Origin of the sequence: Luteimonas yindakuii, from assembly GCF_004803715.2 — a bacterium.
Lineage (GTDB): Bacteria > Pseudomonadota > Gammaproteobacteria > Xanthomonadales > Xanthomonadaceae > Luteimonas > Luteimonas yindakuii.
This window is the reverse complement of the sequence record NZ_CP039383.2, coordinates 1,816,976-1,840,609: the sequence shown is the minus strand read 5'-3', so window position 1 is coordinate 1,840,609 and position 23,634 is coordinate 1,816,976. Positions and strand designations below refer to the sequence as shown.

General features: G+C 69.6%; 17 protein-coding genes. 7 read left to right on the top strand and 10 right to left on the bottom strand.

From position 1 onward, the window contains the following. The first annotated feature begins 32 nt into the window (after window positions 1–32). Window positions 33–3,158, top strand: coding sequence for a discoidin domain-containing protein (locus E5843_RS08385; RefSeq protein ID WP_141066153.1), 3,126 nt, complete (start codon window positions 33–35; stop codon window positions 3,156–3,158). A gap of 84 nt (window positions 3,159–3,242) precedes the next feature. Continuing rightward, window positions 3,243–3,911: a hypothetical protein gene (locus tag E5843_RS08380; protein ID WP_141065900.1), complete on the top strand. Its 669-nt coding sequence runs from the start codon at window positions 3,243–3,245 to the stop codon at window positions 3,909–3,911. A gap of 19 nt (window positions 3,912–3,930) precedes the next feature. Here the strand turns inward: E5843_RS08380 and eda are convergent, their stop codons facing one another. The 5 genes from eda to zwf all read right to left on the bottom strand — a co-directional run bounded on the left by eda (window position 3,931) and on the right by zwf (window position 9,768). After that, entirely contained in the window at window positions 3,931–4,590 is a 660-nt protein-coding gene (eda, locus tag E5843_RS08375; RefSeq protein WP_141065899.1) for a bifunctional 4-hydroxy-2-oxoglutarate aldolase/2-dehydro-3-deoxy-phosphogluconate aldolase, read from the bottom strand. Window positions 4,591–4,618: 28 nt separating this feature from the next. Next, window positions 4,619–6,535 carry a phosphogluconate dehydratase gene (edd, locus tag E5843_RS08370; protein ID WP_141065898.1) on the bottom strand — a complete coding sequence of 639 codons (1,917 nt, stop codon included), beginning with the start codon at window positions 6,533–6,535 and terminating at the stop codon, window positions 4,619–4,621. A gap of 73 nt (window positions 6,536–6,608) precedes the next feature. Next, complete coding sequence (gene pgl / locus E5843_RS08365) at window positions 6,609–7,340, bottom strand: 6-phosphogluconolactonase (protein ID WP_141066152.1); 732 nt, start codon at window positions 7,338–7,340, stop codon at window positions 6,609–6,611. A 5-nt stretch (window positions 7,341–7,345) separates the two neighbouring features. After that, the gene (gene glk / locus E5843_RS08360) at window positions 7,346–8,347 is read right to left on the bottom strand and encodes a glucokinase (protein WP_141065897.1); all 1,002 of its coding nucleotides are present in this window, start codon (window positions 8,345–8,347) and stop codon (window positions 7,346–7,348) included. Then, a complete protein-coding gene (zwf, locus tag E5843_RS08355; protein ID WP_141065896.1) occupies window positions 8,344–9,768 on the bottom strand; it encodes a glucose-6-phosphate dehydrogenase in 1,425 nt (474 codons plus the stop codon). The genes glk and zwf overlap by 4 nt, the downstream gene beginning before the upstream one ends. Before the next feature lie 308 nt (window positions 9,769–10,076). On the opposite strand from zwf, the gene E5843_RS08350 reads away from it, so the two are divergent. From E5843_RS08350 to E5843_RS08335, 4 genes are all read left to right on the top strand, one after another. Next, window positions 10,077–11,156, top strand: a complete 1,080-nt coding sequence (locus E5843_RS08350; RefSeq protein ID WP_141065895.1) for an ABC transporter ATP-binding protein — start codon at window positions 10,077–10,079, stop codon at window positions 11,154–11,156. A gap of 195 nt (window positions 11,157–11,351) precedes the next feature. Then, window positions 11,352–12,884: a fumarate hydratase gene (locus tag E5843_RS08345; protein WP_141066151.1), complete on the top strand. Its 1,533-nt coding sequence runs from the start codon at window positions 11,352–11,354 to the stop codon at window positions 12,882–12,884. Between the two features lie 255 nt (window positions 12,885–13,139). Then, window positions 13,140–13,691, top strand: coding sequence for a hypothetical protein (locus E5843_RS08340; RefSeq protein WP_136412382.1), 552 nt, complete (start codon window positions 13,140–13,142; stop codon window positions 13,689–13,691). A gap of 175 nt (window positions 13,692–13,866) precedes the next feature. Next, window positions 13,867–14,688 carry a hypothetical protein gene (locus tag E5843_RS08335; RefSeq protein ID WP_136412381.1) on the top strand — a complete coding sequence of 274 codons (822 nt, stop codon included), beginning with the start codon at window positions 13,867–13,869 and terminating at the stop codon, window positions 14,686–14,688. Window positions 14,689–14,856: 168 nt separating this feature from the next. Here the strand turns inward: E5843_RS08335 and E5843_RS08330 are convergent, their stop codons facing one another. From E5843_RS08330 to E5843_RS08315, 4 genes are all read right to left on the bottom strand, one after another. Next, window positions 14,857–16,632 (bottom strand): ABC transporter transmembrane domain-containing protein, encoded by a 1,776-nt coding sequence (locus tag E5843_RS08330; protein ID WP_141065894.1) that lies wholly within the window; start codon window positions 16,630–16,632, stop codon window positions 14,857–14,859. Window positions 16,633–16,729: 97 nt separating this feature from the next. Continuing rightward, a complete protein-coding gene (locus tag E5843_RS08325; protein ID WP_208542745.1) occupies window positions 16,730–17,320 on the bottom strand; it encodes an IMPACT family protein in 591 nt (196 codons plus the stop codon). Continuing rightward, window positions 17,317–18,264 (bottom strand): hypothetical protein, encoded by a 948-nt coding sequence (locus E5843_RS08320; RefSeq protein WP_136412380.1) that lies wholly within the window; start codon window positions 18,262–18,264, stop codon window positions 17,317–17,319. The genes E5843_RS08325 and E5843_RS08320 overlap by 4 nt, the downstream gene beginning before the upstream one ends. Continuing rightward, window positions 18,261–18,854 carry an RNA polymerase sigma factor gene (locus E5843_RS08315; RefSeq protein WP_136413073.1) on the bottom strand — a complete coding sequence of 198 codons (594 nt, stop codon included), beginning with the start codon at window positions 18,852–18,854 and terminating at the stop codon, window positions 18,261–18,263. The genes E5843_RS08320 and E5843_RS08315 overlap by 4 nt, the downstream gene beginning before the upstream one ends. 258 nt (window positions 18,855–19,112) lie before the next feature. On the opposite strand from E5843_RS08315, the gene E5843_RS08310 reads away from it, so the two are divergent. Then, on the top strand, window positions 19,113–21,908 hold the full coding sequence (locus E5843_RS08310) for a bifunctional diguanylate cyclase/phosphodiesterase (RefSeq protein ID WP_141066149.1): 2,796 nt from the start codon (window positions 19,113–19,115) through the stop codon (window positions 21,906–21,908). On the opposite strand, the gene E5843_RS08305 is transcribed toward E5843_RS08310, so the two are convergent. Then, entirely contained in the window at window positions 21,875–23,587 is a 1,713-nt protein-coding gene (locus E5843_RS08305; RefSeq protein WP_136412379.1) for a vWA domain-containing protein, read from the bottom strand. The genes E5843_RS08310 and E5843_RS08305 overlap by 34 nt on opposite strands. Window positions 23,588–23,634: the final 47 nt, after the last annotated feature.

Here is a 23,634-nt window from a genome sequence, read left to right as displayed (position 1 = left end):
GCACGCGCGCGTCCGTGCGGTTTGCCCACTGCATGGCCTGCTGCGTGCTCAGCGTCTTCGTCGTCCCCCAGCTGCACGCCCAGCCACGCGTCCTCGACGATTTCGAGGATGCTTCGGCCTGGCGCGTGGTCACCTCCAACCAGGTCAGCGGCGCGCTGCGGACGGTCGACGGCGCTGATGGTCGCGCGCTGTGCCTGGACTACGACTTCAACGGCGTATCGGGCTATGTCGGTATCCAGCGCGACCTGCCGCTCGAGTATCCCGACAACTACCGCTTCGGCTTCCAGCTGCGTGGCGACTCGCCGTCCAACGACCTGCAGTTCAAGCTGATCGATGCCAGCGGCGACAACGTCTGGTGGGTGAACCGGCCGAAGTACGACTTCCCAACCGACTGGACGCCGGTGCGTTATCGCAAGCGGCATATCGACAAGGCCTGGGGGCCGGATCCGGAGCGCACGCTGCGCACGAGCGCGCGCGTCGAATTCACCATCTACAACAACGCCGGCGGCAAGGGCACGGTCTGTTTCGACTCACTGACGCTGGAAGCGCTGCCTGCCGATGATCCGTCGCCGCTGGTCGCCACCGCCAGCTCGCCGACGACGCCGCAGGGCGCGGCCCATGCCGTCGACGGCGAAGACGTCACCGCGTGGGAGACAGCGCCTTCCTCGCAGCGGCTGCTGCTGGACCCTGGCAAGCCGCGTGAGTTCGGTGCACTGCGGCTGCACTGGCTGCCTGGCCGGCATGCGAAGCGCTACACCGTGTCGATTTCCGACGACGGCCGGACCTGGCGCGAGGCACGCACGGTCGACGTCGGCAACGGCGGCATCGACTGGCTGTGGCTGCCGGAATCCGAAGCGCGCCATGTCGCGATCGGGTTGCTGGAGGGCCCGGGCGAGGGGTTCGCGCTCGCCGAGGCCACGCTGCAACCGGTCGACATCGGCAATCACCCCAACGACTTCGTCGAGGCGGTCGCGGCCGACCACCCGCGCGGCTGGTTCCCGCGCGGCTTCAGCGGCGAACAGGCGTACTGGACCATCCTCGGCCTCGACGGCGGCTACCAGCAGGGGCTGATCGGCGAGGACGGCGCGATCGAGGTGGCGGCGGGCGGCTTCTCGATCGAGCCGTTCGTGCGTGTCGACGATGCGCTGCTGACCTGGGCCGACGTGGAGACCCGCCAGTCACTGCAGGATGACTATCTGCCGATGCCGGCGGTCGACTGGACGCACGACGAGGCATCGCTGCGCGTGGAAGCGTTCGCGCGCGGCACGCCGAAGCAGTCGCAGCTGGTCGCCCGTTACCGGCTGCGCAATCCCGGCGATCGCACACGCGATTACACCCTTGCGCTGGCGGTACGCCCGCTGCAGGTCAACCCGCCGACCCAGTTCCTCAACATCACCGGTGGCGTGAGCCCGCTGCGTGCGCTTGCGGTGTCGCCCGACAGCGTCAGCGTGGATGGCAGGCCGCGCGTACACGCACGCCAGCCGGCGGATGCCGCGTTCGCCAGCACCTTCGATGCCGGGATGGCCATCGAACACATCGCCGCCGGCGCGTTGCCGCGAACCACCGCGGTCGACGACCCGCAGGCGCTCGCATCCGGTGCGCTGGTCTGGCGCATGCGTCTTGCACCGGGCGAGTCGCGCGAGGTGGACCTGCTGGTCCCGATGGATGGCGACATGTCGCGTCCGGACGCGTGGGAACCGCAGGCCTGGCGTGATGCGGTGGCAGGCGAATGGCGAAGCAAGTTGGATGAGGTGGGTTTCGATGTGCCCGCCGCCGGCAAGGCGTTGGCCGACACGCTGCGCACCTCGCTTGCACACATGCTGATCTCGCGCATCGGCCCGCGCCTGCAGCCCGGCACGCGCTCGTACGCACGCAGCTGGATCCGCGATGGCGCGATGATCTCCGAAGGCCTGCTGCGGATGGGCCGGCCGGAAGTGGTGAAGGAATATGTCGAGTGGTACGCCCCGTACCAGTTCGACAACGGCATGGTGCCGTGCTGCGTGGACGACCGTGGCAGCGACCCGGTGCCGGAAAACGACAGCCATGGCGAGCTGATCTTCAACATCGCCGAGTACTGGCGCTACACCGGCGACCGCGCCTTCCTCGAGGCGATGTGGCCGCATGTGCAGGGCGCCTTCGGGTACATGGAGGTGTTGCGCGCCAGCGAACGCACCGCGGCGAACCGCGAAGTCAACGAAGCCTTCTACGGGATGATGCCGGCGTCGATCAGCCACGAGGGCTATTCGGCCAAGCCCATGCATTCGTACTGGGACAACTTCTGGGCGCTGCGCGGCTACAAGGATGCGGTCGAAGTGGCCGAAGCGTTGGGCAGGGCCGACGACGCGAAGCGCATGGCGGCCGCGCGCGACGAGTTCCGCGCAGATCTCGACGCCTCGCTGCGCGCCGCCGCGCGTATCCACGGCATCGACTACCTGCCGGGCGCAGCGGAGCTGGGCGATTTCGACGCCACCTCCACCACCATCGCACTGGCGCCGGGCGGTGAGCAGGGTCGGCTGCCCGAGCCGCTGCTGACCAACACCTTCGAGCGCTACTGGCAGAAGTTCGTCGACCGTCGCGACGGTCGCGAGCCGTGGAAGGACTACACCCCGTACGAATGGCGCAACGTCGCCGCGTTCGTGCGGCTGGGCTGGCGCGAGCGCGCGAACGAGGTGCGCGAGTGGTTCTTCGGCCATCGCGTGCCGCAGGCCTGGAACCAGTGGGGTGAGGTGGTCACGCCGACGCCGCGCACGCCGTTCTTCCTCGGCGACCTGCCGCATGCCTGGGTCGGCTCGGATTTCGTGCGCTCGGCGCTGGACATGTTCGCCTACGTGCGCGAGATCGACGACAGCATCGTGCTGGCGGCGGGCGTGCCCGCGGAGTGGCTGGAGGAGGGCGTCGCCCTGCGTGGCATGCGCACGCCGCACGGCCGGCTCGGCTACCGCCTGCAACGCGATGGCGACACGCTGCGGCTCGATGTCGCCGCCGATGCCGGCCTGCCGGCGGGCGGCCTGGTGCTGCAATGGCCGTACCCGAGCGTGCCGGGCAGGACGACCATCGACGGTGCGCCGGCGCAATGGGACGGCAACGAGCTGCGCGTGCCGCACGCCGGCGCGAAGGTGAGGGTGGCGGTTCCGGATGTTGGTCGCCCGCCGGACTGACGTCATCCGACATTGCGCCGCAATGCCTACACGGCCGGCGGCGCAGGATCCGTGCACGACACCAATGCCTGCAGCGAGGCCGGCATGGACCGACAAGACATTCCGCTGTGGCCGCTGCCGCTCGCGATCGCGCTGGTGTTCCTGCTCGGCACCCACGCGGCATGGGCACTGTCGGTGCATGCCGGCATCGTGCCGGGCTGCGTGCCTTACCTGGAAGGCTGTACGTCGATCAGCCGCGCTGCGCGCGAGGGTGACGGCAACCATGTGTTCCGGTTGCTGATGCTGCCCAATGCGCTGGCGATCGGCCTGCACTGGTGGCTCGCGGCGCGCTGGCTGGCCGGCATCGGCGCAGGTGGCCGCACGGTGCTTGGCGCCGGCGTGGTCGCGGCAGTGGCGCTGGCGGTGTACGTGACCTTCCTCGGCAGCGACGGCGAGGTCTACCGCTTCCTGCGCCGCTACGGCGTGGTGGTGTTCTTCGGTGCGAGCTTCCTTGCCCAGGTCGCGTTCCTGCGTGCGTGCGACGGCAGGCTGCATGCGACACCACGCACGCGCCGCGCGCTGCAGGGCATCTGCGCGCTGATGCTGCTGCTGGGGGTGGTGCACGTCATCGCGCTTGCAGTGGTCGGCGGCAGCGCCTTCCAGGACCGGTTCGAGAACGCGCTGGAATGGTGGCTGGGCCTCGGCCTCGTCGCATGGTTCCTTGCCCATGCATCACTTTGGCGACGCGTGGGTTACCGCCTGCGCGCCGTGTAGCGGCGGTGCCCGCGCATGCTCAGGGCCGACGTGCGTTCCTGACCAGGGCCGCGGCGTGCGCCGCGGCGTTGCGTACGCGATGCCAGTCGCCGATGTCGATCCATGCCCTGGCCACCATCCACGAGCCGCCGATGCAGACCACGTTCGGCTGGGCGAGGTAGTCGGCGGCATTCGCCTCGGTGATGCCCCCGGTCGGGCACAGGCGCAGGTCGGCCAGTGGGCCGGCCAGCCCTTTCAGCATGGCCAGCCCGCCGACGGCGTTCGCCGGGAACAGCTTGCAGACGCGGAAGCCATGCGCCATCAGCGCCATGAATTCGGTCGGCGTGGCCCCCCCGGGAACCACCGGTACCGGTGCCGCTGCCAGCGCTGCGGCGAGGGCAGGGGGCGTGCCGGGCGTGACCAGGAAATCGGCACCCGCATCGATGGCCTGGCGGATATGCGCCGGCGAGGTGACGGTGCCGGCACCGATGACGATATCCGGCAGCTCGCGCTTCAGCGCAGCCAGCGCATCGAGTGCGCACGGCGTGCGCAGGGTGAGTTCCAGCGTGCGCAGGCCGCCTTCCAGCAGCGCGTCGGCGATGCGGAGCGCCTGGTCGATGCTGTCGACGGTGATGACGGGTAACAGGCCGGCCTCGCAGAGGAGGCGTTCGGCGGTGTCCTGGTGTTGGGCGATCGACATCGGCTCATGGCCCTGTGCGGGACGGACGTCAGGCGTCCTTGGAGGCATGCGGCGAGGTGATCGCCGCCGGATCGAGGCCGAAGTCGTATTCGGCGTCGTAGTTCCAGGGGTTGCCGTCGGTGGTCGGTGGGCCGCACGAGATCGACAGCCCACCCTGGTCGGCCGGCCCCACCATCCTGCGGTTGAAGGCGAACAGGTTGCGGCCGAGGTCGGCACCCGCCGGTGCGGTGTCGCCGGCGGCCGCGCGCGCGGCCCATTCGGCAGCGTCGACCATCGCCTCGAGCGTGCCGGCTTCGCCGTCGAGCACGATGCGGTCGCCGTCGCGCAGTCGGGCCAGCGGACCTCCGCGCGCCGCTTCCGGGGTGACGTGGATCGCGGCGGGGAATTTCCCCGATGCACCCGACAGCCGCCCATCGGTGACCAGCGCCACGCGGCGGCCCTGGTTCTGCAGCATGCCCAGCAGCGGCGCCAGCGAGTGCAGTTCCGGCATGCCGTTGGCACGCGGGCCCTGGTAGCGCACCACGGCGACGAAATCATGTGGCAGCGCGCCGGAGCGGTGCAGGCGGTTGAGTGCCTGCGGGGTGTCGATGACCACGGCGGGTGCGTCGATGCGCCGGTACTCGGGCTTGACCGCCGAGGTCTTGATCAGCGCACGGCCGAGGTTGCCGCGCAGCAGGCGCAGGCCGCCCTGGGCTTCGAAGGGCCGCGCGGCCTCACGCAGCACGCCGTCGTCGCCACTGGCCGCCACGGTCGGGAACCAGCGCAACGCACCGCCGTCCAGACGCGGCTCCTCGCACCAGGCACGCATGCCGCGGTCGAGCAGGGTCGGCGGATCGGCATGCATCAGGCCGGCATCGAGCAGCTCGCGGAACACGAACGCGGTGCCACCGGCGGCCTGGAAGCGGTTCACGTCGGCTTCGCCGTTCGGATACACGCGCGCCAGCAGCGGCACGATCGACGACATCACATCGAAGTCGTCCCAGGTCAGCACGATGCCGGCGGCACGCGCCACCGCGATCCAGTGGATGGTGTGGTTGGTCGAGCCGCCGGTGGCCATCAGCGCCACCACCGCATTGACGATGGCGCGCTCGTCGATCAGCCGGCCGAGCGGGCGGTAGTCGTTACCGAGCGCGGTGGTCGCGAGCGCACGCTCCACCGCTGCGTCGGTGAGTGCACCGCGCAGCGGCGTGTCCGGATTGACGAACGACGACGCCGGCAGTTGCACGCCCATCGCTTCCAACATGACCTGGTTGGAATTGGCGGTGCCGTAGAACGTGCAGGTGCCGGGCGAGTGGTAGGACGCGGCTTCGGCCTCGAGCAGTTCTTCGCGCGTCGCCTCGCCGGCGGCGTAGCGCTCGCGCACTTCGGCCTTCTGCCGGTTGGGAATGCCGCTGGGCATCGGTCCACCGGGCACGAACACCGCGGGCAGGTGGCCGAACGCGAGCGCGCCGATCAGCAGGCCCGGCACGATCTTGTCGCAGATGCCCAGGTACACGGTGCTGTCGAACATGTCGTGCGACAGCGCGATGGCGGTCGCCTGGGCGATGACGTCGCGCGAGAACAGCGACAGGTCCATGCCGGCGCGGCCCTGGGTGACGCCGTCGCACATGGCCGGCACGCCGCCGGCCACCTGCGCAGTGGCGCCCAGCCGCCGCGCGACCTCGCGGATGCGCTCGGGGTAGTGCTCGTACGGATGGTGCGCCGACAGCATGTCGTTGTAGGCGGTGACGATGCCGAGGTTGGGCGTGGGCCCTTCGCGCAGGCGCGCCTTGTCGACCGGGCCGCAGGCGGCGAAGCCGTGGGCGAGGTTGGCGCAGCTCAGGCGGCCACGCAGTGGTCCGGCGTCGCCCATCGCATCGATGCCGGCCAGGTAGGCCGCGCGCGAGGCGCGGCTGCGCTCGCGGATGCGTTCGGTCACGTCGTGGAGTACGGGGTGCAGGCTCATTGCGGGTCACCATCGATCGTGGCGCGATCGCACCATGGCGCGATCGCGGGCATGCATCGCCGATGCGCGCGCCTCATGGACACCAGTGCACATGCAGCGGCGCACCTGGCGTGGTGAATGCGATCCGCGCCGGGTACTCGAACGGGTCGTCTCCGGCCATCACGCGGTCCAGTAACTCGCGCTTGCGCTGGCCGCGGATCAGCAGTATGCGGGTGTGTGCGGTCGCGAGGCCGGCCGGCGTCAGGCTGATCCGCGTCGGCCACGGGCCGGCGCCCGGGCAGCCGCTGGCGTCGACCGCCACGTACGGATGCGGCGATGCCAGCGCGGCACCGAGATCGCGCATGCCGGGAAACAGCGACGCGGTATGGCCGTCCTCGCCCATGCCCAGCACCACCACGTCGGCGGGACTTCGCGCGTGCATGTTGGCGGTGGCGACTGCCTCGGCCAGCGGGCGGCCGGCGCGCGTGATTGCCTCGAAACGCGCACCCGCGGCATTGCGCTGCAACAGGGTCTGCCGCACCAGGCGCGCGTTGCTGTCGGGGTCGTCGGGCATCAGCCAGCGTTCGTCGACCAGGGCGACATCGACCAGCGACCAGTCCAGCGGCGCCTTGGCCAGCGCCGTGTACACCGGCTCGGGCGTGCTGCCGCCCGACAGCAGCAGGCGCGCCCGTGGCTTTTCTTCCAGCGTGCGGGTGAGTGCGACCGACAGCGTCACCGCAGCGCCCCAGACCCACTGCGTGACCGAGTCGTAGGTGTACAGGCGCACCGGAGAATCGCCGTCGGTGAGTGGTGCGGCGGGTGGCATCACCATCATGGCGTCGACCCGCCGTAACGTTGCCGCGCAAGCGCGGCGGCGCCGAGCAGCCCGGCATTCGGATGCAGCACCGCCATCGACGGCACCTGCGCCATGTTCGAGGAGAACCGCCCCTTGTGTTCGAAACGCTGGCGGAACCCGGAGTGGCGCAGCGCGTCGAGCATGTGCGGCACCAGCCCGCCGGTGAGGAACACGCCGTCCCATGCACCAAGCGTGAGCACCACGTCGCCGGCGATGGCGCCGAACACCGCGCAGAAGATGTCCACCGCACGGGTGGCGCGGCGGTCGCCTTCGGCGGCGCGCGCGGTGACGTCGCGCGGCTGCACCGGGCCCGGATCCTCGCCGGCGATCTCCGCCAGCGCATGGTGGATGTTGACCAGCCCCGGCCCGCACACCAGCCGCTCGTTGGACACGCGGCCGAACTGTCGCGACAGCACGTCCAGGATCCGCAGTTCCTCCGGCGTGCCGGGCGGGAAGCTGACATGGCCGCCTTCGGTTTCCAGCGGATGGCAGTGCCCGTCGCGCACCAGCAGCCCGCCGACGCCGAGCCCGGTGCCGGGGCCGATCACCGCGTAGGTGCGGTCGCGGCGCAGGCCGGGTGGATCGGGTTGCCAGGTGGTGCCGCCCACGGTCGCGACGTCGTCGGGGCCGAGCAGGGGGATCGCCATCGACTGTGCGGCGAAGTCGTTCGCGAGCATGGCGTCGTCGAGCCCGAGGTGGCTGCACAGGCGCGGACGCGAGATCACCCACGGATGGTTGGTGATGCGCGCATGGTCGCCATCGACACGGCCGGCCACCGCGAACACGCCGTTGGACACCGAGACGCCGGCCTGCGTGAGGTAATGCAGCGCCGCATCGGCGAGCGAAGGGAACTCGACCACCGGGTACCGTTCGACGGTGTCGGCCAGCAGCGGCATCGGTGCGTCGGGCTGCGCCAGCGCGAAGCGCGCATTGGTGCCGCCGATGTCCGCCAGCAGGACGGGACGGGTATCGGTCATGAGCGTCGCTTCCCGTTGGCGCCGGTTACGGTGGGCAGGAACGGCGCGGCGGACGCCGGACCCCAGGAGCCTGCCGGGTACTCCTCGACCGGCGTGCCGGCCGCCTGCCACGCGGCACTCACGCTGTCTATCCACTGCCACGCCGCCTCGACCTCGTCGTCGCGCACGAACAGCGTCTGGTCGCCCTTGAGCGCATCGATCAGCAGGCGCTCGTAGGCGATGCGGCGTTTCGGCGCCGGCGACATCTCCAGGTCCAGCGTCAGCGGCTGCAGTTCGGTGGCGCCCCATTCCGGGGCGGCCAGGCTGCCCATCAGGGTGAGGTCGATCGCCTCTTCGGGCTGCAGGCACACGTGCAGGCGGTTGGGCTGGGCGCGCTCGCGCGACGGGCGCTCGTACAGCCAGTGCGACACCGGACGGAACGACACCACGATCTCGGTGGCGCGCGCCGGCATGCGCTTGCCGGTGACCAGCCGGAACGGCACCCCGGCCCAGCGCCAGTTGTCGATGTAGGCGCGCAGCGCGACAAAAGTCTCGACCTCGCGCTCGTGGCGGAAGCCCCTGACGGCATGACCGTCGACCACGCCGTCGCCATAACGGCCGCGCACGCTGTCGCGCACGGCGTCGGCGGCGGTCATCGGCCGCAGCGCGCGCCGCACCTTGCGCTTCTCGTCGCGCACGCTGTCGGCGTCCAGCGAGGCCGGCGGCTCCATCGCGATCAGCGCCAGCAGCTGCAGCATGTGGTTCTGCACCATGTCGCGCAGCGCGCCGTAGTCGGCGTAGTAGCCCTCGCGGCCGTCGACCCCGGCGGTCTCGGCGACCACGATGTCGACCGACTCGATCCAGCGCCGCTCCCACACCGCTTCCAGCAGCGTGTTGCCGAAACGCAGCGCCAGCAGGTTCTGCACCGGCGCCTTGCCGAGGTAATGGTCGATGCGGAAGATCCGCGATTCGTCGAGGCTCCCGCGCAGGGTGGCGTTGATCTCGCGTGCCGAGGCGAGGTCGTGGCCGAGCGGCTTCTCCAGCACCAGCCGCGACGGATCCTCCAGCAGGCCGGCCGCCTTCAGGCCGCGGCACGCCGGCGCGAACAGGTTCGGTGGCGTGGACAGATAACTCACCGTCGGACGGTCGCCGTACCGCGCCAGCTCCGCGGCGATGGCGTCGGCGTCCTGCAGGTCGAGCGCGTGGTAGCGGACGCGGGACAGCAGGTCCTCCAGCGCGTCGTGGTTGCGGCCGTCCTCGTCGTTGAGGCGCTCGCGCAGCCAGCCGCGGAAACCGTCGTCGTCATGCGGCGTGCGCCCCACGGCGACGACGCGGAAACCCTCCGGTAGCAGCCGGTCGCGCAGCAGGTGGACGAGCGACGGGAACAGGTAGCGGGAGGCGAGGTCGCCAGTGGCACCGAACAGCAACAGGGTGTCGTGCATCGCTACTCCGCAGGGGACTCCGGCCGGCCGACGCAGGTGCCAGCACGTGACTGTTCCATGCGGCGTGCATCGGGTTCGACCATAACAGGTGGCCGTGGATGGCCATGCGTCCGCCGCGATGGCCGCGCGACCTGCGCGGGTCGCGTGTCGCGCGGTGACGGCCATCCCGCTGCTCACGTTGCCACGATCCACGCGCCGTATGTAAGCGGTTACATGGCAGAATGTCCAGCGCGTGGCGCCGCCGTGGATGCGCCACAATCGCCGCACATCGCCGCATGCGAAACGCATGCAGACATACGGGAGCGTGGATGGCCAGGGTCGAGCTGGACGGGGTGCGCAAGGTCTATCCGAACGGCCATGTCGGCGTGGCCGGGGCCACGTTCGAGGTCGCCGACGGCGAACTGCTGGTGCTGGTGGGACCGTCGGGCTGCGGCAAGTCCACCCTGCTGCGGATGATCGCCGGGCTGGAGACGATCTCCGCCGGCACGCTGCGCATCGGCGACCGCGTGGTCAACGACGTCGCACCGCGCGACCGCGATATCGCGATGGTGTTCCAGTCCTACGCGCTGTATCCGCACATGAGCGTGGCCGACAACCTCGGTTTCGGGCTGAAGCTGCGCGGCCATGACCGCGCCAGCGTGGACGCCCGCGTGCGCGAGGCGGCGAAGACCCTGGAACTCGACGCGCTGCTCGATCGCAAGCCCGGCCAGCTCTCCGGCGGACAGCGCCAGCGGGTGGCGCTCGGGCGCGCGCTGGTGCGCAACCCGCAGGTGTTCCTGCTCGACGAGCCGCTCTCCAACCTCGACGCCAAGCTGCGCATGTCGATGCGCGTCGAGATCGCGCGGCTGCACCGCCAGCTCGGCGCGACGATGGTCTACGTCACCCACGACCAGATCGAGGCGATGACGCTGGGCCAGCGCATCGTGGTGCTCGACCGCGGCGAGATCCAGCAGATCGACACGCCGATGGCGCTGTACGAGCGCCCGGTCAACCTGTTCGTGGCGACGTTTCTCGGCAGTCCGGCAATGAACGTGCTGCGCGGACGGCTGCTGCGTGCGGACGGCTGGTCGCTGCTGCTCGACGATGGCGGCCGCGTGGCGCTCGGCGAGGCGGCGCTGGATGCCGGGCTGGATGGCCGTGAGGTCGCGCTTGGTATCCGCCCCGAACATCTGCAGCGCGCCGAGGGCAGTGGCTTCGCGCCGGTGGTCGAGGTGGTGGAGCCGGTCGGCAGCGACGTGTTCGTCAACCTGCGTCATGGCGCGTTGCCGCTGATCGCGCGGTTGCCGCCCGGCGAGTTGCCGACACCCGGCAGCACGCTGCCACTGCGTGTCGAGGCCCGTCACGCGCACCTGTTCGATGCGGAATCCGGCGCGCGCATCGAGGCCTGATCGGCGGGTTCGCGACGGGCCGCGTTTGCGGGGCCGGCTCCCGTACCGGAGGCGCGGATACGCGCCGCGCAGCGCCCGGAGGCCGTGCCCCGGACAGGCCGGAACGCTGCGTACCGGCAAAGGGCAGGCGCGCGGCCGGTAGAATGGGCGGGTTTTCCGCCAGCCGCCGACGCCCCAGTGATCACACACACCGCGATTTCCACGCAGCCCGTTTCGATCCGCCAGGACGACCTGATCCAGTCCGTCGCCGACGCCCTGCAGTACATCAGCTACTACCACCCGGTCGACTACATCCGGAACCTCGCGGCGGCCTACGAGCGCGAGGAATCGCCCGCGGCCAAGGACGCCATGGCGCAGATCCTGATCAACTCGCGCATGTGCGCCGAAGGCCACCGTCCGATCTGCCAGGACACCGGCATCGTCACCGTGTTTCTCGAGATCGGCATGCAGGTGCGCTGGGACGACGCCACCATGGGCGTGGAGGACATGGTCAACGAGGGCGTGCGGCGCGCCTACGCGCATCCGGACAACAAGCTGCGTGCGTCGGTGCTGGCCGATCCGGCCGGCAAGCGCATCAACACCCGCGACAACACGCCGGCCGTGGTCAACGTGAAGATCGTCCCCGGCAACAAGGTGGACGTGATCGTGGCCGCCAAGGGCGGCGGCTCGGAGGCGAAGACCAAGTTCGCGATGCTCAACCCGTCGGATTCGGTGGTCGACTGGGTGCTGAAGACGGTGCCGACGATGGGCGCCGGCTGGTGCCCGCCGGGCATGCTCGGCATCGGCATCGGCGGCACTGCCGAGAAGGCGATGCTGCTGGCCAAGGAATCGCTGATGGAGCCGATCGACATCGTCGACCTCAAGGCGCGCGGGCCGGCCAACCGGCTGGAGGAAATGCGCCTGGAGCTGTACGAGAAGGTCAACGCGCTGGGCATCGGTGCACAGGGCCTGGGCGGGCTGACCACGGTGCTCGACATCAAGATCAGGGATTACCCGACCCACGCCGCCAACCTGCCGGTGGCGATGATCCCGAACTGCGCGGCCACCCGCCATGCGCATTTCACCTTGGATGGCAGTGGCCCGGTGGCGCTCGATCCGCCGTCGCTGGAGGACTGGCCGAAGCTGACCTACAACCCGGCCAACGCGCGCCGGGTGGATCTGGACACCATCACCCGCGACGAGGTCGCCACGTTCAGGCCCGGCGAGGTGCTGCTGCTCAACGGCCGCCTGCTCACCGGTCGCGACGCCGCGCACAAGCGCATGGTCGACATGTTGAACCGCGGCGAGACGCTGCCGGTCGACTTCACCAACCGCTTCATCTACTACGTCGGCCCGGTCGATGCGGTGCGCGACGAGGCGGTGGGCCCGGCCGGCCCGACCACCGCCACCCGTATGGACAAGTTCACCCGGCAGATGCTCGAGCAGACCGGCCTCGTCGGCATGGTCGGCAAGGCCGAGCGCGGCCCGGCCGCGATCGAGGCGATCCGCGACAACCGGGCGGTGTACCTGATGGCCGTCGGAGGCTCGGCCTACCTGGTGTCGAAGGCGATCAAGGCCTCGCGCGTGGTCGCGTTCGAGGACCTCGGCATGGAGGCGATCTACGAATTCGAGGTGCGCGACATGCCGGTCACGGTGGCGGTCGATTCCACCGGCGAATCCGTGCACGAAACCGGCCCGCGCAGGTGGAAGGCCAGGATCGCCGGCATCCCGGTGGTGGAGATCGCCTGAGGTCGGCTTCTGCGGGAATTGCCTGTCGAGCGCGGCGACACGGATCCTTCGCGGCGGCGAGCACCATGTCGCCATTCCGGAGTTGCCCCGTGTACCAGCGGACGCTTGGTTATCTCTCCCAGCACGTGCGACGCTAGGGCTCCGCGGGGCGACGTGGCTTAACGAAAATTCTAGGGAACCTAGACGCCCCTTTTTCAGGGCGGTGTTCATGTTGCGATTGGCCGTTGTGGCCTGGATTTCAAGGAGTGAAATCATATGAACGTTTGGAAAGTCGTCCTCGGCATTGCGTCTGTGATGCTGGTTTCCATCCCAGCCTCCGCCCATGACGCGACCACTGATCAAGACATTGTGCATCGAGCCGCGGCTCAATATGAACTTGACCAGCTTACTGCTCCGATCTCATCGCCTGAAGATCTGAGATCCCACTTACAGGTCGGCTTGCACGCTTCACCTTTACGTTACCTCTCGCAGGCTGGGTTGCGACGCTTCGTTTCCAGTCTGAGTTTCGGGGAGAACGGCGTGTCGGGTTTCAGCTACGAGGATATCGAGAGGGAGCTCACCGCCACTCAGGCGTATGAGTTGTTGTCGTTGATTGGGCAGCAGCAATTCACTCATAGAATACGCGGTCTTCGGGTTGAGAGCGGTCTGGATAGCGAGATTATGGCGGGAACGATCAGGTCAGCATGCGAGATACCGCAAGGGACGATGGAGGCCATAATGTGTGACAGCTTCCTCGATGGCTATCGCTGTTCGGATCCAGGCAATTGCGCAGAGTCGAAGCGCAATGCGTGCACATCGAACTGTTGACAGCTCTCAGAGCCCTGCTTGGCAGGGCTCTTTGAGCGAGGTTTAGGACATGTGTGTGCCGAGAGGCTGTTTTTCTATGGTCCTTGTCGTAGCGCTGGGCTGGGGTGGGCAGCCAACTCACGCCCACGATGAAGTTCAGCCGTCCCCATCAGCGTCCGACACGGAGTCGGACGCCGTGGTGGAGAACGTATATGATGACTTTATTACCATTCTGGACTCGTCGGCAACGTTGGGGCATTCCGAGCGGTTCAGGCTGGCATCCACGCATTACGCGGCGACTTTCCCTGGGTTTTACGCCTCTGGAGGACTGAAGCGTCTGTCTGACCGGGACCTGTATTTTCTGCAACTTGCAGCGGAAAGTCTCCTTGCCTTGAGTTTCTTTCCCGAAGCCGAAGAGCACGCTGTTCGTAGCTATCGGGAACTGGTTTCTCGCGGAAACATGCGGACGGTAAACGTCAATGCGTACTACACTTCGATGATCTACGCAGCGAAATTCGATGCAGCACGCGAAGTGGAGGATTACGTGACGGTTCCGCGAATCACTGTTCGGACCCGCACCTTCGCGCTCGCTGATCAGCGTCGCGTGGTGCACGCCATCAACGAGGACCGGCGTTCGTTCGACTTGAGAGTTGAGGATGCGCTCGTAGACGGAATCTATTTTGTAGGGCATCCGTTCTGCCGGTGGACACGTAATGCCCTATCCGATTTGGGTGCGCATGCCGAGGCCGCTGCCGTCCTCGAAACCAATACCGTCTTTCTTGCACCGAAAAACACCATCCTGCAAGGCCGGGATCCTACAGACGGCGTGCCGGAATTCGCGGTCGTGATGAATCAAGCGGACTGGCCAGAGATCGCCATCTGGACCTTGCCCACAATCGTGTTCATTAAAGATGGGACACCGTTCCGGACCATCTCAGGTTGGCCTGCAGCATCCAGGGTGCCCGAGTTCGTGGACGCGGTCCGCGTAATGCGTGAAAGTGACGAGCCTCGACGTTAGCGCATGACGTTCACGGCAGTGGGGGCCAGATGTGGCCATGCCCGCTGCGGTCGGTCGATCCGCCGTGTGTACCTGGGACGGAGGTCGACTCCTCTCGCTGCAGCAGGGCGGTTGTTGCGCACGTGGGCAGGGCGATCCCTAGCCACGCGCATCCGCTGACGCCATCAATCAATGCAGGAACTGCAAGCGTGCCAGTTCCGCATACAGGCCGTTCTGCGCGAGCAGTTCGGCATGGGTGCCTTCGGCGACGATGCGGCCCTGGTCCATCACCACGATGCGGTCGGCCTTGAGCACGGTGGCGAGGCGATGCGCGATCACCAGCGTGGTGCGGCCCTCCATCAGGTGCTCGAGCGCCTGCTGCACCGCGCGTTCGCTCTGTGCGTCGAGCGCGGAGGTCGCCTCGTCGAGCAGCAGCACCGGTGCGTCACGCAGCAGCGCACGGGCGATGACCACGCGCTGCTGCTGTCCGCCGGACAGGCGCGCGCCGCGTTCGCCGAGCTGTTCGTCGTAGCCGTCGGGCAGGGCGCGGATGAACTCGTCGGCCTCGGCCGAACGCGCCGCCGCGTCCACGTCCGCATCGCTGGCTTCCAGCCGCCCGTAGCGGATGTTGTCGCGCGCGGAGGTGGCGAAGATGGTCGGCTGCTGCGGCACCAGCGCCATGCGCTCGCGCAGGTCGACCGGATCGAGGCTGCGCAGGTCGTGCCCGTCGAGGCGGACGGTGCCGGCCTGTGGATCATGGAAGCGCAGCAGCAGCGCGAACACGGTGCTCTTGCCGGCACCGGAGGGGCCCACCAGCGCCACCGTCTCGCCGGGTCGCACGTGCAGGCTGAAGTGCTGCAGCGCGGGCAGGTCGTCGCGGCCGGGGTAGTGGAAGGTCACGTCGTCGATCCGCAGGTCGCCCTGCACCTGCGCGGGCAGCGGCTGCGGCGCGGCCGGTGCGCGCAGCAGCGGCTGCTCCACCAGCAGGTCGTTGATGCGGCCCATGCCGCCGGCCGCGCGCTGCAGCTCGTTCCACACTTCGGCGAGCGCACCGACGGAACCACCGCCCATCAGCGCGTACAGCACGAACTGGCCGAGCGTGCCCGGACTCAAACGCCCGGCCGCAACATCGTGCGCGCCCGACCACAACACCACGGTGATGGCGCCGAAGATCGCGGTGATCGCCACCGCGGTCACCACCGCCTGGGTGCCGATGCGCCGGCGCGCGGTGGCCACCGACAGCGCCACCGCTTCGCTGAAGCGGCCGCGTTCGAAGGTCTCGCGCGCGTGCGCCTGCACGGTGCGGATCGCACCGAGCGTTTCCGCCGCGAGCATGTTGGCGTCGGCCACACGGTCCTGCGCCTGGCGCGAGATCTTCTGCAGCCGGCGACCGCCCAGCACGATCGGCAGCACGAACAGCGGGATGCCGACCAGCGTCCATGCCGCCAGTCGCGGGCTGGTGACCACCAGCATGGTGAGGCTGCCGATGACCATCACCACGCTGCGCAGCGCCACCGACATGCCGGAGCCCACCACGCCGCGCAGCAGTTCGGTGTCGGCCGACAGGCGGGACACCAGTTCGCCGCTGCGGCTGCGTTCGAAGAATGCCTGGTCGAGCCCCATCAGGTGCGAGTACAGGCGCGTACGCAAGTCGGCGATGACGCGCTCGCCCAACAGCGACACCAGGTAGAAGCGCGCCGCGGTGGCGATGGCCAGCGCCAATGCCACCGCGAACAGCAGCGAGAACGCGGCGTCGATATCACTGCCACTGCCGAAGCCGTGGTCGATCATGTAGCGCACCGCCAGCGGCAGGCTCAGCGTGGCGGCCGACGATGCCGCCAGCGCCAGCAGCCACGCCACCAGCAGGCCGCGCTGGCGGGCAAGGAACGGCCACAGCGTGCGCAGGATGCCGAGCGGTGCGCGGCCCTTCGGGGCGGTGGCGGTATCGGAAGGAAGATCGGCCATCGAAGCGGGGTGTCCGCGTTGCGGGCCGGCAAGTGTAAGCGCTGCCCCGCGTCGAGCCGCCTCGGCGAGGCCCGCATGGCAGGCCGCCGGTACGGGCTTAATCGCAGGATTCGACCTGCACGCGGTCGCGGCTGGCATCCCGTAGCAGGCGACGCAATGCCTGGACCGCGGACGCCGGCAACCGCAGCATGAAGCGCACACCGTCCGCGGCGTAGGTTTCTTCCTGCTTGTCCGCGCCGAATGTCTCGATCGCCTGGTGCACGCAACCGAGATCCTCGAAACCCGCGCGCACGATCACGTCCGCGTACTCCACCAGCGGCTCGCGCGGCGCCACCCGCAGGCATTCCGCGGCGGCGCCGCCGTAGGCACGTACGAGGCCACCGGCCCCCAGCTTGACGCCGCCATACCAGCGCGTGACCACCACCGCGATGCGGTCGTAGCCCTGGCCGTCGATGGCGGCGAGGATCGGCCGCCCGGCCGTGCCCGCCGGTTCGCCGTCATCGCTGGAGCGGTAGTCGTCGCCGACCCGCCATGCCCAGCAGTTGTGGGTGGCATCGGCCACCGACACCGTGCGGATCCACGCCTGTGCAGCCTCCGCGGAATCGACCGGGGCGGCGCGGGCGATGAAGCGGCTGTACTTGACCTCGAGGGCGTGCTCGACGGCCCCGGCGAGAGTGTCCAGGCTCACTGCGCAGGTTCGGCAAGCGCGGCCAGGTCGTCGGGGACGGGAAGCCCGGGGAACCGCCGTCGCAGTTCCGCCAGGCTTTCGCGCGCGTCATCGGTGCGTCCGCTGTCGCGCAGCTCGCGGATGCGCGCAAGCCAGGCGCGGTGCACCTCGGGCGAATCCACGGTCGCCGGCGGCGAGTCGTCGAGTTCCTCGTCGCCGAAGCCCTGCATTTCGGTGTGCATCCCGCTGTCCGCGTCGGCAGCCGCGACCGCGGTGCGCAGTGGCACCGGAGTGCCGCGCATCGCCTGTCGACCCACCGCGGTCGGACTGGGCGTCTTCGCCATGGGCCTGGACAATGTGGCCGCCTCATCCTGTGCGGGGGCTGCGGTGGCGAACGGTGCAGGTGCGGGTGCCGACGGTGGCAGCACTGCCGCCGGGGTGGGCTCGGACGCGCCGTCGACGGCCGCCTCTCCCGGCGGTGTTGCATCGATCGTGGCATCCACCGGCTGCATGACGGGTGCCTCAACAGCCGGCGTCGCGGGCGCGTCCGCAATCTCCCGCTCGGCCGCCACGCCCGCAGCGGCGGCTGCGGTTTCCGCTGCAGGGGCGGGCAGCGCACGCGCTTCCGGCGGTGCGCGGAATGCGGCGGCAGGCAATGCGGCGGCTTCGTCCTGCACCGGCGCCGGTGCAGGTTGCGGACGCAGCTGCCAGGCGATGCCTGCCGCGAGCGCGACCGACGCCGCCAGCCCGGTGAGCGCCGGCCAGCGCCGGCGACGCGGACGCGTGGCGTGGTGCGCGTGCCGTGCTGGCGGCGATGCCGGGTGGGTGCCCGTAGCCGCGCGTGCGGCAGCCAGCACTCGCGCATCCAGGTCCGGCGCAGGCCCTCCTGCGGGCGCGTGGCGAGCCAGCTGCGCGGCAAGCGCGCGCTCGTCGGCGTCGAGCGGGGAAGGGTCGCGGGTGTTCATGGGGTCATCGCAGCCCGCAGCTTGTCCATCGCATAGCGCAACCGGGATTTCACCGTCTCGCGGCCGGCACCGGTGATCGCACCGATCTCCTCCAGCGTGAGTTCCTGTTCCAGCCGCAGCAGCACGACTTCGCGCTGTTCCGGGGGCAGTGCCTCGAGTGCCAGCTGCAGGCCCGTGTTGCGCTGTTCGGCGGCAAGCCTACGCTCGGGGGTGTCGTCGTCGGGTACACGTGCCAGCCGAGCATCGGCGTCGAGCGGTGCCGGCGGGCGGTGGCGCGCGGCACGCCAGTGGTCGGCAAGGCGGTTGCGCGCGATCCGGTACAGCCAGGTCGCGAATGTCGCGTCCGGGCGCCAGCCACTGCGCGCGGCGATGACCCGCTGCCAGATGTCCTGGTAGATCTCGTCGGCAAGCGCCGTGTCGCGCAGTTCGCGCAGCAGGAAGCGGTACAGCCGTTGCCGGTGGCGCGCGTAGAGCCGCTCGAACGCAGCGGCCTCGCCGGTGCCATAGGCCAGCATCAGCGCTTCGTCGCTGGGTTCGGTGGTTCCGGCAGGCTGGGCCACGGCATCGCTCACCGCGCGCAGGTTAAGCATTCGCGCGTCGCAGGTGAAGCCGCTGCCATCGGCCGATGCCGCCGCCGTGGGTGCGTGGAGCATGAGCATGTGGCTACAGAACGCGCGGCCGCGGCCGATGGGGTCACGTGCCCTTGTCGCCGTGTCTGCGGTGGGCTCGGGCCGGTATGCTGTCGGCGATCAGGGGGACGTGCACGCGTGCAGGACATCGAGAACTTCCACACGGTCGCCGCCACCGCACCCGCGGCCCGTGGTCCGGCGCTGTTGCGTGAGCTGTTGATGGCCCTGTTGCCGCCCGGCGCCGACCTGGCCGTGCACTGGTGCGATCCGCGCCTGGAAAGCGGGCAGGTGGCGACCCCGTCCGCCGCCGACCATCTGCACCTGCGAGCCTCCGTGGCGCTGGCGGGCGTGCACCCCGACCCGGATCGCCATCCGTTCGACATTCTCTGGGAAGACGCCGGGACGCGGGTGGCGGTGACGGTGGATCCGCCGCGGCGTGTCGAGCCCGGGGCCCTGCAGCGGTGGGTCGCGCCGGCGCGCGCGGCGCTTGCGCTGGTGACGCGCGCGGAACTCGCCAGCGTGCAGATCCGCAGCCTGCGCAAGTCCGAACGCCTGCAGCAGGCGCTGTACGAGATCGCCGACCTCGCCAGTTCCACGCTGGAAATGCGCGACATGCTCAGTCGCATCCACGTGCTGGTGGCATCGCTGATGTCGGCCGAGAACTTCTACATCGCGCTCTACGACGATGTGCACGCGACGATGCGCTTCCTGTACTTCGCCGACCAGAACGATCCCTGGCACCCGGATCCGGACGACGACATCCCGCTGGCCGACATGCCCAACAGCTACACCGCCGCGCTGCTGCGCCACGGCCAGCCGGTGATGGGCCCCTCCGAGACCGTCCGCGCCCAGCTCGGCGTGTTGCGCGACGGCAACCAGGGGCCGGAGAGCGCCGACTGGCTGGGCGTGCCGGTACGGCGCGACGCGCGCGTGGCGGGCGCCATCGTCGTGCAGAGCTACAACCGGCCCGACAGCTACAGCCACGAGGACCGCGCGCTGCTGGAATATGTCGCCCAGCACATCCTGACCGCGCTCGATCGCAAGCACGCGCAGCGGGAACTGGAGCGCCGCGTGCGCCAGCGCACCGTCGAGCTGCAGCGGGCCAATACCGTGCTGCAGGACGAGATCGTCGAGCGCCAGCGTGCCGAACGGTTGCAGCGGGCGCTGTTCCGGATCAGCGAGATGTCGGTCAGCGCCGGCAGCCTGCTGCGCTTCTATGCCGACGTCCACGAGGTGGTCAATGGCCTCGTGTACGCGGAGAACTTCTACATCGCGATGCTGGTGGGTGATGGCGAGCGCATCGAGTTCCCGTACTCGGTGGACGAACGCGACCCGGTCCGCCCGCCGCGCCGGCTCTCCAATGGCCTGACCGAGTTCGTGATCCGCGCCGGACAGCCGATGCTCGCCGACCGCGCCACCATCGATCGCCTGCAGGCCAGTGGCGACGTGCACAGCCAGGGCACGCGCGCGCACTGCTGGCTGGGCGTGCCGTTGTCGCGCGACGAGACGGTGATCGGCGCGATCGCGGTGCAGAGCTACTCGCCGCACATCCTGTTCGACGAGCGCGACCAGGAACTGCTGACCTTCGTTGCCCGCCACATCGGCAGTGCGCTGTCGCGCAAGCGCGCGCAGGAATCGCTGAGGGCGGCGCATGCAGAGCTCGAATCGCGGGTGCAGGCGCGCACCCGCGAACTGCAGGACGCCAACCGCGAACTGCAGGCGCTGGTCGGTGAGCGTACCCGCGCCGAACAGCGCCTGATCCACCAGGCGCGGCATGACCAGCTCACCGGACTGCCCAACCGCGAACACCTGCTGGAACGCCTGGACGCCGCGATCGCCGCGGTGCAGGCCGGCAACGCGCGGTCGTTCGCGGTGCTGTTCTTCGACCTCGACCGCTTCAAGCTGGTCAACGACAGCATCGGGCACGCGGCCGGGGACGACCTGCTGGTCGAAGTCGGCCGCCGCGTGCGCCGCGCGCTGTCGAGCGCCGACACCGTCGCCCGCCTCGGTGGCGACGAGTTCGCGGTGCTGCTGCAGGATGTGCCTGCCGCGGAGACGGCGCAACGGGTGGCATCGCGGTTGCTGGCCGAACTCGGCCGGCCGATGTGGGTGGCCGGCCGCGAGCTGTTCCCGTCGGCGAGCATCGGCATCGCGTTCTGGCAGCCGCGCTACCGCCATGGCGAGGAGATGCTGCGCGACGCGGATGCGGCCATGTACCGCGCCAAGGCCCGCGGGCGCGACCGCAGCGAACTGTTCGACGAGGAGATGCGCGCCGAGGCGATGCGCCTGCTCGACCTCGAGGCGGACCTGCGACGCGCCATCCTCTCGGATGATTTCGAACCGTACTTCCAGCCGATCGTGCGCCTGTCCGACGGCAAGGTGGTCGGCCACGAGGCGCTGCTGCGCTGGCACCACGAGCAGCGCGGACTGCTGGCGCCGCCGCAGTTCATCGGCGTGGGCGAGGACACCGGGCTGATCGCACAGGTCGACTGGCTGATGTACCGCCACGTGGTGCGCTGGCTGAGCCGGCAGCAGCACGGCTATGTGTCGATCAACGTGTCGCCGCGGCACTTCGTTTCCGATGACTTCGCCGAGCGCCTGCTGCTGCTGCTCGACGATGCCGGCGCCGACCCGCGGCGGCTGCGCATCGAGATCACCGAAGTGGCGCTGCTCGACGATTCACCCCGCGCGCTGCGCACGCTCAATGCGTTGCGCGACCGCGGCGTGGTGGCCCTGCTCGACGACTTCGGCACCGGTTTCTCGGCGCTGTCCTACCTGCACCGGTTCCCGATCCAGTCGATCAAGATCGACCAGAGCTTCGTCGCCGGGCTGGTGGGTGCCTCGCATGCGGAGAGCCTGGCGCTGGTGCGCGCGATCCTCGCACTGGCCGGCACGCTGGGCATCGAGACCATCGGCGAGGGCATCGAGAGCCTCGAGCAGCGCGAGCTGCTGGCGCAGCTCGGCTGCGATTTCGGCCAGGGCTACCTGTTCGGCCGGCCGGCGCCGGAGGGCTGACCAGGCACGGTGGTCGCGGCGGGCGCGTCGGCGTGGGCGCGAGCGAGGTCGACCAGGCCCAGCAGTTCGCCGCGCAGACCCCACGGATCACCGCCGCGCGCGGCGGCAACCTCGCGCCGGATGTCGTCCCAGCCCCAGTCGCCCAGCCGGGTGCCGCCGCGCAGCGCGTCGGCGTAGGCTGCGACAGCCGCTGCGAAGCGCAGTGATTCGCCGGGTTGCATGCGCAGATCAGCGCTGCGCACCGTGGTCTCCACCAGCCTGCTGCGCGTCTCGCCCGGCAGTTTGTAGCGAAGGCTGACGCGGGCGATCTCGCCGGCTGTCGAGGATGCAGCCTGTGGGGACGGCGTGCCATATCGGCGCGGCGACAGCCACGCATCCGCCGACCCGACCGGCACGGTCTCGTACAGCGCAGTGACTTCGTGGCCGGCACCGATGTCGCCGGCATCGACGCGGTCGTTGGCGAAATCCTCCTCGCGCAGCACGCGGTTCTCGTAGCCGATCAACCGGTATTCGGCCACGCGGGCGGGATCGAACTCCACCTGCACCTTGACGTCGTTGGCGATGGTCAGCAGCGTGGACGACAGTTCCTCGACCAGCACCTTGCGGGCTTCCTGCAGGGTGTCGATATAGGCGTGCTGGCCGTCGCCGACGTCGGCGAGCCGCTCCGCCATCGCATCGTGGTAGTTGCCCTGGCCGAACCCGAGCGTGCTGAGCGCGATGCCGCCGCGGCGCTGGTCGGCAACGTAGGTCTCGAGTGCCCCACGGTCGACGATGCCCACGTTGAAATCGCCATCCGTCGCCAGGATCACGCGGTTGATCCCGCCTTCCACATGGGCCTGGCGCGCGGTTTCGTAGGCGAGATGCAGCCCGGCACTGCCGTGGGTGCTGCCGCCGGCGTGCAGGTTGCGCAGCGCGGAGAGAATCTCGGCCTTGCGGTCGCCCGGCGTGGGTGCAAGCACTAGTCCTGCCGAGCCCGCATAGGTGACCAGGCTCACCCGGTCCTGTGGGCGCAATTGCGCCACCAGCTCGGCGAACGCCTTCTGCAGTAATGGCAACTTGTCCGGGCTGCCCATCGAGCCGGACGTGTCGATGAGGAACACCAGGTTGGCCGCCGGCAGCGAGGTGCGTGGCACGTCGTAACCGCGCAGGCCGATCATCAGCAACTGGCGGCCGCGGGCCCACGGCGACGGCGCGAGCTCGGTGGTGATGCGGAACGGCACCTCCCGCACTGATGGTGCCGGGTGGCCGTAGCGGAAGTAGTTGATGAATTCCTCGGCACGCACGGCATCCGCGGGCGGGCGCACGCCCTGGCGCAGCATCCGCCGCACGTTGCTGTAGCTGCCGGTATCGACATCGATGGAGAACGTCGACACCGGTGTGTCCGCGGTGCGCTGCACAGGGTTGTCGGTGCGCGATGCATAGCGCTCGGTATTGGCGCCCGGCGTGGGTCCGTTCCACGGCCCGGGTGGCGCCGGCGGGGCCGGGGGTGGGGCGAATTGCGCGACCTCGCTGGCAGTCCGGGCCGACATCGCCATGTCGTACACCGGCACCGGTTCCGGGGTTGGCGACGCAGCCTCGCCGGCGGGCTCACCCGGGGGCGATGGTGTGTCCGCGACGCGGGTGGGGTGGCAGGCGATCAGGCCCAGGCAGCAGGCCAGCAGCAGGAACGGTGCACGCATGTCGATCTCCGGTGGGTGGTGGCTGCAAACGTACCGGGGCGGCGGGT